The 12,983-nt window shown below is 53.3% G+C and carries 12 protein-coding genes; 8 read left to right on the top strand and 4 right to left on the bottom strand.

The features are described from left to right. Nucleotides 1-33 precede the first annotated feature (33 nt). The 5 genes from AAFJ72_RS15790 to AAFJ72_RS15770 all read left to right on the top strand — a co-directional run bounded on the left by AAFJ72_RS15790 (nucleotide 34) and on the right by AAFJ72_RS15770 (nucleotide 3,823). On the top strand, nucleotides 34-531 hold the full coding sequence (locus tag AAFJ72_RS15790; protein WP_432777205.1) for a phage tail protein: 498 nt from the start codon (nucleotides 34-36) through the stop codon (nucleotides 529-531). 21 nt (nucleotides 532-552) lie between these two features. Then, on the top strand, nucleotides 553-1,083 hold the full coding sequence (locus tag AAFJ72_RS15785; RefSeq protein WP_432774652.1) for a phage tail protein: 531 nt from the start codon (nucleotides 553-555) through the stop codon (nucleotides 1,081-1,083). 112 nt (nucleotides 1,084-1,195) lie between these two features. Next, complete coding sequence (locus AAFJ72_RS15780) at nucleotides 1,196-2,134, top strand: GntR family transcriptional regulator (RefSeq protein WP_432774651.1); 939 nt, start codon at nucleotides 1,196-1,198, stop codon at nucleotides 2,132-2,134. A gap of 88 nt (nucleotides 2,135-2,222) precedes the next feature. After that, nucleotides 2,223-2,861, top strand: a complete 639-nt coding sequence (locus AAFJ72_RS15775; RefSeq protein WP_432774650.1) for a pyridoxamine 5'-phosphate oxidase family protein — start codon at nucleotides 2,223-2,225, stop codon at nucleotides 2,859-2,861. Between the two features lie 137 nt (nucleotides 2,862-2,998). Further along, nucleotides 2,999-3,823, top strand: coding sequence for an aldo/keto reductase (locus AAFJ72_RS15770; protein ID WP_432774648.1), 825 nt, complete (start codon nucleotides 2,999-3,001; stop codon nucleotides 3,821-3,823). A gap of 150 nt (nucleotides 3,824-3,973) precedes the next feature. On the opposite strand, the gene AAFJ72_RS15765 is transcribed toward AAFJ72_RS15770, so the two are convergent. Further along, entirely contained in the window at nucleotides 3,974-4,711 is a 738-nt protein-coding gene (locus tag AAFJ72_RS15765) for a YheC/YheD family protein (RefSeq protein ID WP_432774647.1), read from the bottom strand. A 233-nt stretch (nucleotides 4,712-4,944) separates the two neighbouring features. Here AAFJ72_RS15765 and AAFJ72_RS15760 point away from each other — a divergent pair, with 233 nt between their 5' ends. Then, entirely contained in the window at nucleotides 4,945-5,688 is a 744-nt protein-coding gene (locus tag AAFJ72_RS15760) for an IclR family transcriptional regulator (protein WP_122905323.1), read from the top strand. Between the two features lie 87 nt (nucleotides 5,689-5,775). On the opposite strand, the gene AAFJ72_RS15755 is transcribed toward AAFJ72_RS15760, so the two are convergent. After that, the gene (locus AAFJ72_RS15755) at nucleotides 5,776-6,909 is read right to left on the bottom strand and encodes a glycosyltransferase family 1 protein (protein ID WP_432774645.1); all 1,134 of its coding nucleotides are present in this window, start codon (nucleotides 6,907-6,909) and stop codon (nucleotides 5,776-5,778) included. Nucleotides 6,910-7,092: 183 nt separating this feature from the next. Between AAFJ72_RS15755 and AAFJ72_RS15750 the strand changes: the two genes are divergently transcribed. Then, nucleotides 7,093-7,725, top strand: coding sequence for a TetR/AcrR family transcriptional regulator (locus AAFJ72_RS15750; protein ID WP_432774643.1), 633 nt, complete (start codon nucleotides 7,093-7,095; stop codon nucleotides 7,723-7,725). A 9-nt stretch (nucleotides 7,726-7,734) separates the two neighbouring features. Continuing rightward, nucleotides 7,735-8,205 (top strand): DUF4188 domain-containing protein, encoded by a 471-nt coding sequence (locus AAFJ72_RS15745; RefSeq protein WP_122905326.1) that lies wholly within the window; start codon nucleotides 7,735-7,737, stop codon nucleotides 8,203-8,205. Between the two features lie 6 nt (nucleotides 8,206-8,211). Here the strand turns inward: AAFJ72_RS15745 and AAFJ72_RS15740 are convergent, their stop codons facing one another. Together AAFJ72_RS15740 and acnA are read right to left on the bottom strand one after the other, a co-directional pair. Next, nucleotides 8,212-9,780 carry an alkaline phosphatase family protein gene (locus AAFJ72_RS15740; RefSeq protein WP_432774641.1) on the bottom strand — a complete coding sequence of 523 codons (1,569 nt, stop codon included), beginning with the start codon at nucleotides 9,778-9,780 and terminating at the stop codon, nucleotides 8,212-8,214. 211 nt (nucleotides 9,781-9,991) lie between these two features. Then, nucleotides 9,992-12,721, bottom strand: a complete 2,730-nt coding sequence (acnA, locus tag AAFJ72_RS15735) for an aconitate hydratase AcnA (protein WP_432774640.1) — start codon at nucleotides 12,719-12,721, stop codon at nucleotides 9,992-9,994. Between the last annotated feature and the right edge of the window lie 262 nt (nucleotides 12,722-12,983).

Raw genomic sequence — 12,983 nt, 5'->3', positions numbered from 1 at the left:
CAAACATGTATCCATTGGAGGTAGATTGCTATGATAGATGAAGTATATGTCGGAGAAATTCGACCCTTTGCCTTCGCGTTTCCGCCGCAGGGCTGGGCGCTGTGCGATGGAAGCATTTTGAACATATCCCAAAACCAGGCTCTGTATGCGGTTATCGGAAACAGGTATGGAGGGGACGGCGTCAAGACCTTTGCGTTGCCTGACTTGCGGGGGCGAGTGCCTGTCCATGTCGGAAATGAAGTAAAGCTCGCAGTGGCTGGCGGCGAAGAGACGCATGTGCTGACCGTTGGGGAAATGCCACCGCACACGCATATGGCCAGTGCTCTGTCGAGTATGGGAACAGTTGGAAATGCTCAAGGAAACTTATGGGCGAAAACGAATGTACAGGCATTTGCTGGCACCCCGAATGCGACGATGCGCCAGGATGCCTTGAGCACAGCCGGAGGGAGCCAGCCGCACAATAACATGCAGCCTTACCAGGTACTCAACTACTGCATTGCTCTTGTAGGTTTATTCCCAACGCAAAACTAACTCATTCAGGAGGAATGAAAAATGATCGGCTATGTCGGGGAAATTCGGGTTTTTGCAGGCAACTTTCCGCCGAGAGGCTGGGCCTTTTGCGACGGAAGCCTGGTGCCAATCTCTCAGAATACAGCCCTGTATGCGATTTTGGGTACAAGATTTGGCGGAGATGGCAAATCGACGTTTGCATTGCCCAATTTGAAAGACAGGGCTCCCATGCACTTCGGAGCAGGTCCTGGCTTGACGGTTAGAAACTTCGCAGAACAGGGGGGAAGCAGCACGGTCACGCTGACCACCCAACAGATGCCTGCGCATACGCATGCTCCAATGGCTGCGCAGACTCCGACGACTATCAACCCGTCCGGGAAAGTCTGGTCAAACACGGTGGGCAGGGGACAGATTTTGGCTTACGGGCCAGCCGGTTCGCCTGAACAGGTCCCGTTAAGCCCGATGGCTGTTTCTTCTGCAGGCCAGGGGATGCCGCATAACAACAGACAGCCCTATTTAGGCGTAAACTATATCATTTGTTTACAAGGCGAATTCCCGCCGAGAGCGGACTGAAAAAGAAGTGCCAGATGTGCAATAACTCGTGCATCTGGCACTTGCTTTGTCCAATCGTCCTGGTGTAATATGACAGAATATTACTGCTATACCTGTTTTACGGGGTGATTTGATGCAGAAGTCTGTCAATGGTCCATCCTTCATTCCCGTCTATATTCAATTGAAGGAACAGTTGAAAAACTTGATGATGCAACGAATTTATCCACCACATGACAAATTGCCGACGGTTCGCGAACTGTCCGGTTTTTTGCGGATGAATCCACAGACGGTCAAGGCCGCGTATGCCGAGCTGGAAGCGGAAGGTTATGTGACGCTGGACGATACTGGCTCGGTGCTTGTTGCTGCCAAGCTTCCGAATAGGAGTGTTCAGGCGGAGCCGGGGATCGTGGCAGAGCAGCGAGAAGAGATGATGTTGTCCCGCGTTCCGGAGAAGTCGAGGCAGTCTGCCTTCGATAAGGCGCAGGGGCGGAGGAAGCCGGCCATCCTGTTTGCCGAGTGCGATGTCGTGCAGGTGCAGGAATACGCGGTTGAACTGGAAAAGGCGACAGGCTACACCGTCAAGCCATGCCTGATTAAAGACCTGGAGCAGCTTGCAAGCAGCATCCTCAACGGCTACTACGATCTCGTCGTCACGACGTTTTTACACATAGAAGAGGTGCAAAAATGGCTGGACAGCCTTGGTGAGGGCAACATGCCGAAAGTCATCGGCTGTTTGCTGGAATCCAATCTCCAATCGATCAGAGAGCTCCAGCAGCTTTCTCCTGGCAGTCTGGTAGGAATCGGCGGCACGACATGGGAAGGTGCCCATAATTTTCGCCAGTCGATCATCAAGGCGGGGATGACCGACCTGGAGCTGAAAATCGGCTCGATGGAGTACCCGTCCTCTTTAGACGAGTTGCTTTCGGCCAAGCCCAGGCTGATTTTATGCACCAGCATCGTCGGCGCCTATTTGCGAAGGCAGTCGCGCTTTTTGCCGCTGCTCATCGAGAACCGTTTTCTGAATGCCCAGTCCGTGCAGTACATTCAGCAGTGTGTCGAAGGCTGGCGATGACCGACAGGCAAAACGGTGCCGTGAACCGCAAACGGTTATGGTATGATGAAGGTAGTGCTTTTCCAGAAAAGGAAAAAGAGGTGCAGCCATGTCAGGATTCGGAATATTTCGTGAAGTCGTCACGTCTGAGGAACAACTGCGGGAAACGTTCGGAGAACCAAGCCGTCTGGTGCAAAACAAGTCGATTTTCCATCTTGATAAGCATTGCCGCAATTATATCGCACAATCGCCCTTTTTGATTATTTCTACCGCAGATGAAAAAGGAAACTGTGATGCGTCGCCGCGCGGGGATGCGCCGGGCTTCGTGCACATCATCGACGACCACCATCTGGTCATTCCAGAGCGGCCGGGGAACAGGCGGATGGATTCCATCACCAACATACTGAAAAATCCGCACGTCGGCCTGATTTTTTTGATTCCAACGCTGGAAGAAACGCTGCGGATCAACGGAAAGGCGTGTGTGATCCAGGACCAGGACATTTTGCAAAAAATGGCCGTGAAAGGCAAGGTGCCCGCGCTCGGAATCGGCGTGCAGGTGGAAGAGTGCTACGTGCATTGTGCCAAGGCGTTTTTGCGCTCCGGGCTGTGGAAGCCGGATATGTGGCCGGAAGCCGGGACGACGCCTGATATTGCGAAAATGGTGGCGGACCATGTGAATCTACCCGGCATTTCGGCAAAAGAGGTGGCAGAGGGCTTGCGGGACAGCTACACCAATCGCCTGTACTAAAGAGAGAAGCTCCCTTCGCTTGTTGGAAGGGAGATTTTTTTCCAAAAAAAGGGATCATTCGAGTTTTCCGACTGCTCCACTTATGATATACTTTCTTAATGTAAGTACATATAGAGTGTCAATCGGGAGGAGATCGGATGGCAACACAAATCACAGATCGTTCCGTTTTGAACAACGGAGTGGAAATGCCTTGGCTTGGTCTGGGTGTCTGGAAAGCAAAAGATGGCAACGAAACAGTGGCAGTCCGCTCCGCTATTGAGGCGGGCTACCGCAGTGTAGATACCGCTGCGATCTATGGCAACGAAGAAGGCGTAGCCGAAGGAATCCGGCAGTCGGGAATCGACCGCGACCAACTGTTTATCACGACGAAGGTGTGGAACTCCGACCAAGGCTACGAGTCGACACTCAAGGCTTTTGACGTGAGCATGAAAAAGCTTGGGATCGACACGCTCGACCTGTACCTGATCCACTGGCCGGTAAAAGACAAGTTTGTAGAAACGTGGAAGGCGCTGGAAAAGCTGTACCGCGATGGCTACGTGCGCGCAATCGGCGTGAGCAATTTTCAGATCCACCATCTGGAGGAACTGAAAAAGCACAGCGAGGTTACGCCAGTCGTCAACCAGGTTGAGTACCACCCGCTGCTCACGCAAAAAGAGCTGCATGCGTATTGCAAGGAGCACAGCATCCAACTGGAGGCGTGGAGCCCGCTGATGCAAGGGAACCTCGATCATCCGCTGCTGGTGGAACTGGGACAAAAATACGGCAAGTCGCCCGCACAAATCGTCATTCGCTGGGATTTGCAAAACGAGGTTGTCACCATCCCGAAATCCATTACGCCGGAGCGCATCGTGCAAAACGCGCAAGTCTTTGACTTCTCGCTGAGTGCAGAGGACATGGAAAGAATCAGTGCGCTGAACGAAAACAAGCGCTTCGGACCCGATCCGGACAACTTCGATTTTTAAGCAACAAGGACAAAAAAGCAGGGGGCTGTCCCGCATGTCTGATGCAGACAACGGGATGAGCCCCTTTCTCTTTGCAGGCGGACTAGCCCGAAAAAGAAAGCGGGGTCTCCCCGTGAGGCAGCCTTGTTTGCCCAGGGAACACCCGCTTGTTCATCCGTGGTGGCGATAGGCCAGGATGGTGCGGTACATGCTTTTGTCGGCCAGCTTGAGGAACAGGGAGATGTCTGGCCGCAAGTTTGCTTCGATGATCCAGACGCGCCCGTTTGCGTCGATGCCCATATCGAAGCCGAAGACGCGCTGGCGAATGTAATAGCGGGCCAGACGTCTTGCTGCGAGCAGGGCGACTCGCCGCAGTCGGGAGACGATTGCCGAAGTAGAGGCCCCGCGAATGTTCGAGCGCTGAATCGCGGTGGAAAGCGGCAGCACCCTGCCGCCGCTGCGCTTGATGTTGGTGATGATGTAGCCCCTGCCCGCCACTTTGGCGAGCATGCCCGTCACCACCCAAGGCTGTCCGCTTTTTCGCTGCACCATGACTCTGACGTCAAACAGCGAGCCGTTGACGCGCGCGAGCGATATGCCCTGCTGCACGAGGTAGCGTGTTTTGATTTTGCTACGTACATGTTTGTACGTTGCATGTTTGCCGTGCTTCGTCTTGCGCCTGGTCCCGCTCTGGACCCGGTAGCGTCCGCCGCCAAGTCCGGTCACGAGGATGACGCCCGCGCCGCCGCTGCCGGACGCTGGCTTGGCGATCACTTTGCGGTAGCGGTCGAGAAAGTCGTACAGCGCGCGCCTGGAAAACTTGCGCGTCTTTGGCAGCGTGCCGGACAGTGCCGGGCTTGCCCGCAGCACGCGGTACTTGGTCAGTTTTGACTCGCTTTTTTTGCCCAAAGTGGTCATTCCCCCAATCGTGATCTAAAAACGCATGATTCTTTTCCAATGTATGTCCGGCTTGTTTCAACGCTTGTGGGAATGTCCTTGCCGCAAAAAAATAGGTAGGATGCGGCTCGTCTGATGAAGATTCGCTCTTTACTATGCAATTAATTTTTGTATACTGAAAAGTAGCATATTTGTTTCATCAGATGAAACGAACGGAACCAAGTAGGAAGCAGGTGTAAGAACAAATGGATGAACAAAAAGCAAACGTTCGCTCCGTCGAGCGTGCTTTGGATATCCTGCTCTGTTTTACGGAAGCCACAGACCTTGGGCTTAGTGAAATATCGAGTCGGCTTTCCTTGCATAAAAGCACGGTGCATCGTTTGCTGGCGACGTTGGAAAACAAGGGCTTTCTCATCCGTGATGTCCAGACGGAAAAATATCGGCTAGGCTTTCGCATCTGGGAGCTTTCCGCCAACCTGACGCATAACGACGATCCCGCCACACTGCTTTTGCCCGAGATGGAAAGGCTGCGGGATTTGGTAGAGGAAACGATCAGCCTGTACGTGCGCGATGGAAACGAGCGAATCCGCATTCAGGCTGTCCAAAGCAGACAACCGATTCGCAGGGTCGCGCCAATCGGGGCGCGCATGCCGCTGGCAGTCGGGGCGTCCAGCAAGGTTTTGGTCGCCTATGCCGAGCCGTATGTACGGGAACAAGTTCTGAACGATCCGAACTGGCCGGAATACATCAATCGGGAGACGTATGTCGAACAGCTCGATCAGATCAGAAAACTAGGCTTTGCAACCAGCGTGGAGGAACGGGAGCTGGGGACAGCGGCTGTAGCCGTGCCAATTTTCAACCGCAACGGACAACTGGTGGCATCAATCGCCGCATCCGGTCCATCCAACCGTCTCACGCCGGAAAAAATGAGCGAGTACGCTCCCTACATCATGGAAGCAGCGTATCGCATGGGAAAAATGATGAAATAAGCAAAAAGGGGCAGTCTCAAACGTCGATTTTTCGACCTTGAGCTGTCCCTTTCGTTTTTCAGAAACATGGAGGAAGCAAGCTGGTGTCTATTTTCGTTTGCGATGCCGATACTCGTTTTGCAAGACGCGCCAAAACGCCTGGACGGCGTTGTCTGCGAGAAAGCGTTCGCCGCGCGACCGGACGTACTGGCTCATTTCCTGATGGTAGGCAGGATCGCACAGTTTTTCGTAATGAAAGACGATGTCGTGGGCATCCTCCACAAACAAAGGATATTTTTCGCCCAACAAGGCGAGATTGCCGATTGTTCTCGTCGTCAGGACAGGGACGCCGAGCGCCATGCATTCGATGATCCGCGACAAGTACGAGTGAGACGGATTTTGGTCCAAGGTATTGTCGTAGAGCAGCGCGATGCCGATGCCGCTTTGGACGATCATCTTTTTGGTCGTCCACATCGACTTTTGACCGTAGTCGACGACGCCGGGTGTGCGCAGCAATCGCCGTGCCGTCTTCTGATAGCTGCCGACGATGGAAGGATAGAGGACGTTGAGCTTCGTCTTCGGAAACTTTTTGCGAATCAGGGTAACGGCTTTGGTGGCGACAGCAAGTCCGTAGCGCGGCCGGATGACGCCTGCCCAGATCAGATGCAAAGGCTCGCCAGGCGGCCGGGTGAACGGTTCGCCAGCGTGAGGCTCGACGAACTGGGGCAGCACCTGGATTTTGCGTTGCAGCTCCTGATCCGAGTATTTCGCCTTGCCAAGCTGGTAGCGGCGATAGCGTTCGGCATTCGGCTCCGTCTGGAAAAAAACGACGCGGGAATGCTGGAAGATGCGGTCCAGTCTGCCCATGATGTACGGGTCGTGCAAATTGTACTGGACGGCCAAATAGAGCAGCTTTTTGCCGAGTGCCGGCTTTTTTTCCACCAGGTGAAAAGCCTCGTTGCGGCCGCGGATAAACAAAAAGTCGTATTTGTGCTTTTCGTCGCGGGCAATGATGTCGTCGACGAGCTGGTCAGACTTGTGAAACCGGACGTGTTCAAACGTAAAGCCACCCGTTCCGTTGCGGAACTGAAACGGCAGGACGCAATCGAGCACGTACCGTTTGCGTTCGCTCGCGTCAAGCTTCGCCACGATGCGGTCGACGGAGCGCAGCAAAATGAAAAATTGCAAGACGTTTCCCTTTGGCTTGAAATCAATGAGATTACAGGAAAAGCAAATTCTCACAGGATTCTCTCCTTTGCAGGGCTCTTTACCTATGGTATGGAGTTTGGAGCCGGTGGCTACTGGAGGATGAGGGGTCGATACTGGATTGTTATTTAAGTTTACTCAAATAAAAAACTTTACTAAAGTTAACCAAAATGATAAGATGATCCTTGGATACAACTGGAAAGGGAAAGAGAGGGAAATATGGCGGATACCATTTCACTGCGGGAAAAGAAAAAAGCAAAAACGAAGCTCGCCTTGCTGGAAGCAGCGCTTGCCCTCATCGACGAAGGAACGTTTCGCAGTGTGCTCGTCGATGATATATGCGAGCGGGCGGAAGTATCCAAGGTGACGTTTTTCAAGTTTTTTCCGCAAAAAGAAGAACTGCTCATCTATTTCATGAGCGTCTGGCAGGCACGCTGCTTCTGCGAACTGTCTGCGAACGGGAAGAGAGGCTTTGCTGCGGTGCGCCACATTTTTTCCATGGTGGCGGAGGAGAGCAGGAAGTATCCGGGGATCATGCTCAGTCTGATTAGTTTTCTCGCCGAGCAAAAAATGCATCCGTGTGTCCCGACGCTGTCAGAGGCCGAACTGGCCCTGCTGTTTCCGGAGGCAGAGGACAGGGCGTCTATCGGCAATGCAGACCTGTACCAGATTTTTGTGCGCTGTGTGCGGGAAGCGCGCGAGGACGGAGAACTCACGAACGATGTCAGCGAGCAGGAGGCTGTCATGCTGGTGTTCTCCATGTTTTACGGGGCGTATTTGACGGCCCATTTGTTCCGGTCGGACGATTTTATGGCTTGCTATGAACTTCATCTCAAATCTTTGACAAGGTAGGGGAGTGCGATGGCAAAAGTAATGCCAGGAAGGTATACGGCAAAAGTGGAAGGGTCTTATGTGGTGTTCATCATCGGCATGCGGATCAACCGGCTTTTGGCTGTCCACAAATGGGTTCCGGTTGTGCGGGCGATGGGCAAAATGATGGGAGAACTGTACCAGCATCCCGAACTTGGTTTTTTGGGCAGCCGCACCAGTGTCGGCTTGCGTACGATCACCCAGATTCAATATTGGCGTTCGTTTGAGCATTTGGAAAATTACGCGCGTGCCCCACTGCACCTGAAGGCGTGGAAAGCGTTCAATCAGGCAGTGGGCTCGGACGGCTCGGTAGGTCTCTACCATGAGTCGTATCTGGTAGAAGCGGGCCACTACGAATGTGTATACGTCAACATGCCGGTTTTCGGCCTGGGAGAAGTGGGCGAGCTGATTCCCGCCGCAGGCAAATGGGGATCGGCCAGACAGCGGCTCGCCAAAGGATAGAGCCGCCTATTCGGTTGCGTTGACCAGGCGCAGCACCCACTCCCTGAGGTCGACAATGCGCAACGATTTCGGACGCGAATCGGTTCCGGTGACGAGCAGCGGGACGAGCGAATCGACTGCATGCAGCGAGCCGTGGGCGCCGCCACCGATATGCGTCGGGGAGCTTTCCGTAATCAGCTCGTAGCCGGGCTGCACGGTGACGATGACGTATCTTCCGGGGTGGGAGTGCATGGCTCCGTACAGCCGGGCCAAAGCATCCGGATACTTGCCGTACGTGAGCTGCTTTTTGCGCACTGTCAGGTTCAGTACGTTCGGGTCTCCTGAGATCGTCCACGTCTGCCCGTACTCGTCCTTGAGCGGACCGCCCGGCTTGTACGTCAGTTGCCTGCTGCTTGCGCCTGCCGTGACGATGATCGACTGCCCCTCTTTTCGCGCGATGACATCCAGCCGCGGTTCGCGCTGCAGCTGCCCTGCGATGGTTGAGAGGGGAAGCTGCGGATCGAGTGCATAAACGTACGCCATCCGCTCGTTGGCGGCGATCACAATCTGGTCATTCGCCTGCTGTGGTCGGCTGATCGGGGAGATTTGATAAGGAGCGAGCAAGCTGCGCAAATCAATCGTCGCTGCTTGCCGATCATCCTGCACCGCGCTTTGGGCGCTGTCTCCCATGACAATCCAGCGCACTTCTTCAACGGCCTTGTCCCACGAGCCAAAGGCATCGAGTACGGTTTGCAGTGCCTTGTCGGCATTTTCAATTCCGTCTATCGTCATCGGGCCTTTGCGGTGCGCCGCCATGTCATTTTCCGGGAAATACGCGATTGTGAGCGGCGGCAGCCTGTCATGTGCAATGAGAAAAGCAATCTCCTGGGCGGAAAACTCGTCGTTCATGCCGTACTTGCGCCAGATGCGGGTATGACGTTTCTGGTTCGGATCGAGCTGGGCAAAAGCAGCATAAGACAGCAGCTTCGGTCCGGTTACGTTCAGTTCTTTCGGCAACTGGGCAGCCATTTCGATCAGGTGCGGGATTTTCAAGACATGCTCCGTCTTGCCTCGCCACACAATTGCATTAATGGAAGCAGAGTCCTTTCCCTGGTCCGCGAGTGTCTCGTGGATCGTTTTTGTCTGCGGATTCAGCTGGCTCTGGTTCAATTGCGAAATCGCATCCAGCAGTACCTGCGGCTGGTCGATCTTCAACGCTTCTTTTGGACCGTAGCCGTAATAAACCATCCGTTTTTCTTTTTCACTGTACCAGGACAGACCCGGCACGTGATGCTGATCGGCGTAGGTTCCGGTCAGCAAGGTGCTGTCAATCGTCACGGACATGGTGGGAAACGAGCTGACGACATGGGGGAAGTAGTGCCCTTTTTCCCGCAAAAAGGCCAAGGCAGGAGCGCGGCCCTGGCGAATTGCCTCCTGCAGCGGCTTGTCCATCAACGAATCGATGAGGATGAGCACGACAGGCTTTTGTGCTTGTGTTGTCTCTTGGATTTGCAATCTTTCGCCAGCCTTGCAGCCAATGAGTGACATGCTGATTAGCAGCAACGAAAGGATGGTGGACATCCATTTCGACTTCATGCTTCCATTCCTTTCCGCGAATTTTCGTTTTTTATTTTTCGTCGCTGCCGTTTTATTATTCCAGGCACGATGCAAAAAAATTTACCTCCTGTCAGTCAGCAAACCCGCTGATCCGCGCTGACTGACAGGCAAAAAAAGGGCAGACTGCCGAATGCTCGGAGTCTGCCCTTTTGGGTGGGTGCTGTTACGAACTTATTTGTTTTTCGCTAGTTTACGCGTTTACTGGTTGGCCTTCGTCCAGCAGTTGGCGAAGAACGGTTTGCAGAATACCACCGTTGCGGTAGTAGTCTACGTCTACCATGGAGTCGAGACGAACGATGACGTCGAACTCGAACTTGCTGCCGTCTTGGCGAGTTGCTTCTACTTTTACGCGTTGGCCTGGTTGAACATCATTGGAGAGACCCACAATGTTGAAGGACTCAGTACCGTCAATGCCCAGGGACTTCCAGCTTTGGCCGTCAGCGAATTGCAGAGGCAGAACGCCCATACCAACGAGGTTGGCACGGTGGATACGCTCGAAGCTTTCTGCGATAACCGCTTTGATGCCGAGCAGGAAAGTACCTTTTGCTGCCCAGTCGCGGGAAGAACCAGTACCGTACTCTTTACCAGCCAGAACAACGAGTGGAGTGCCGTCTGCTTGATACTTCATGGAAGCATCGTAGATGGACATGACTTCGCCGGTTGGCAAGTATTTGGTTACGCCGCCCTCAGTGCCAGGAGCCACTTGGTTGCGGATACGGATGTTGGCAAACGTACCGCGCATCATAACGTCATGGCTACCACGGCGAGCACCGTAAGAGTTGAAGTCTTTGCGCTCTACGCCGTTTGCTTGCAGATACAGACCTGCAGGGCTTGTTGGCGAGATGTTACCCGCTGGGGAGATATGGTCGGTTGTGACGGAGTCACCGAACAGAGCAATTGCTTTTGCAGCTTTGATGTCGGCGATCTCTGCGATTTCACCAGCAAGGTCTTTAAAGAATGGCGGTTCTTGGATGTAGGTGGATTTTTCATCCCACTCGTACAGGTCGCCAGTTGGAACGTCGATTTTGTTCCAGGCTTCGTTTTGCGTGAACACTTGACCGTACTCGGCACGGAACAGGTCTGGGTTCATGGCTTTGTTCATTGCTTCCGCGATTTCTTGCGGAGTTGGCCAGATGTCTTTCAGGTAGACAGGCTCACCGTCTTTGCCCGTACCGATTGGCTCGGTAGTCAGGTCGATGTCTACAGTACCAGCAAGTGCGTAGGCAATAACCAATGGAGGAGAAGCGAGGTAGTTCGCTTTTACCTGTGCATGGATACGGCCTTCGAAGTTGCGGTTACCGGACAGTACGGCTGCTACAGTCAGGTCTTCATCTGCGATTGCCTTGCTGGTTTCCTCTGGCAATGGACCGGAGTTACCGATGCAAGTGGTGCAACCGTAGCCGACTACGTTGAAACCGATTGCGTTCAAGGAATCAATCAGACCAGCGTCAGTCAGGTATTGCGTAACGACGCGGGAACCTGGAGCCAGGGAGCTTTTCACGAATGGAGGCTTTTTCAAACCTTTTTCCACTGCTTTTTTCGCCAGGATACCTGCACCCAGCATTACGCTAGGATTTGATGTATTGGTACAGGAAGTAATCGCTGCGATGACGACAGAGCCTGTTTTCAGCGTAGCGGTTTCCCCGTTTGCATAAGTAACAGGTGCGCTTGCTGCGATTTTCTCTTCGGACAGGCCAAAACCGCCTTTGTCGATCGGAGTGCGCAGGCTGTTGTTGAAGGATTCCTTCATGGCAGTCAGTTCTACGCGGTCTTGCGGACGTTTTGGACCAGCCAGGCTCGGTACGACTGTGGACAGATCCAGTTCCAATGTTTCGGAGAAGATTGGGTCTGGAGTGTCGTCGGTACGGAACAGACCTTGTGCTTTGGTGTAAGCTTCTACCAGAGCGATCAAATCTTCGCTGCGGCCAGTTTGGCGCAGGTAGTTGAGTGTTTCAGCGTCTACCGGGAAGAAGCCCATGGTAGCACCGTACTCAGGAGCCATGTTCGCTACAGTCGCGCGGTCAGCCAGCGAGATGTTGGACAGGCCAGGGCCGTAGAACTCCACGAATTTCCCTACTACGCCTTTTTTGCGCAGCATTTGGGTAACAGTCAGAGCGAGGTCGGTTGCAGTCGCACCGGCACTCAGGGTACCAGTCAGTTTGAAACCAACAACTTCTGGTGTTACGAAATACAGTGGTTGGCCGAGCATTCCTGCTTCTGCCTCGATACCGCCGACACCCCAACCGAGAACGCCAAGACCGTTAATCATGGTGGTGTGGGAGTCAGTACCTACGAGAGAGTCAGGGAATGCAACGAGTTCGCCGTCAACTTCGCGAGTAGCAATTACAGTTGCCAGGTACTCCAGGTTTACTTGGTGAACGATACCAGTTGCCGGAGGAACCGCACGGAAGTTGTCAAACGCAGTTTGCGCCCAACGCAGGAAGCGGTAGCGCTCCTGGTTGCGTTCGAATTCGAGCTTCATGTTGTTTTCCAGAGCAGCAGGGTTGCCGAAGTCGTCAACCATTACGGAGTGGTCGATTACGAGGTCAACCGGTACGAGCGGGTTGATTCGCTTTGGATCTCCACCAGCGCGTTTCATGGCGATACGCATTGCTGCCAGGTCAACGACAGCCGGTACACCAGTGAAGTCTTGCAGCACGATACGAGCCGGCATGAGCGGCACTTCTTTGTTTTCGTCGCGGCCTTTTGTCCAGGTGGCCAGTTGTTGTACGTGTTCTTTGGTGATCGCGCGGCCATCGAACTGACGTACAGCAGCCTCAAGCAGAACTTTAATGGAGAACGGCAGCTTGGAAACGTCGCCGAGTCCTTGTTCTTCCAAGCCTTGCAGGCGATAGTACGCGAAAGTTTTGTCGCCGACTTGCAGGGAAGATTTCACTTTGTAAGCATCTTGTTTAGCCAATGTATACAACCTCCCTATTGTAACTTGGGGTTTCGTCTGGTGAAACGTCGTTTCGTTTCTCTCATTACGAACTTATTATACTCGATTTGTTTCTCGGCTTCTACCCCAAATTCATCATTTATATACAAAAATCGTGGGAGAAAAACAGACGTGCCTGTTTCGCGTCATATTTAATGAAGGAAAAATATCCAGACTTCATGTATTATCCCGTTTATATTTCGTTTACATTCATCCGTTATGGTTTCTCTTGTCAGCAAAAAGA

Origin of the sequence: Brevibacillus gelatini (assembly GCF_050920745.1) — a bacterium.
Taxonomy (GTDB): domain Bacteria; phylum Bacillota; class Bacilli; order Brevibacillales; family Brevibacillaceae; genus Brevibacillus; species Brevibacillus gelatini.
Note: the sequence above shows the minus strand (reverse complement) of the source record. Positions and strands in the feature narration are given on the sequence as shown.

Coding starts and splice junctions, on each gene's coding strand:
- AAFJ72_RS15785 (WP_432774652.1), top strand. CDS start 553: ATGATCGGCTATGTCGGGGAAATTCGGGTTTTTGCAGGCAACTTTCCG.
- AAFJ72_RS15780 (WP_432774651.1), top strand. CDS start 1,196: ATGCAGAAGTCTGTCAATGGTCCATCCTTCATTCCCGTCTATATTCAA.
- AAFJ72_RS15775 (WP_432774650.1), top strand. CDS start 2,223: ATGTCAGGATTCGGAATATTTCGTGAAGTCGTCACGTCTGAGGAACAA.
- AAFJ72_RS15770 (WP_432774648.1), top strand. CDS start 2,999: ATGGCAACACAAATCACAGATCGTTCCGTTTTGAACAACGGAGTGGAA.
- AAFJ72_RS15760 (WP_122905323.1), top strand. CDS start 4,945: ATGGATGAACAAAAAGCAAACGTTCGCTCCGTCGAGCGTGCTTTGGAT.
- AAFJ72_RS15750 (WP_432774643.1), top strand. CDS start 7,093: ATGGCGGATACCATTTCACTGCGGGAAAAGAAAAAAGCAAAAACGAAG.
- AAFJ72_RS15745 (WP_122905326.1), top strand. CDS start 7,735: ATGGCAAAAGTAATGCCAGGAAGGTATACGGCAAAAGTGGAAGGGTCT.
- AAFJ72_RS15740 (WP_432774641.1), bottom strand. CDS start 9,780: ATGAAGTCGAAATGGATGTCCACCATCCTTTCGTTGCTGCTAATCAGC.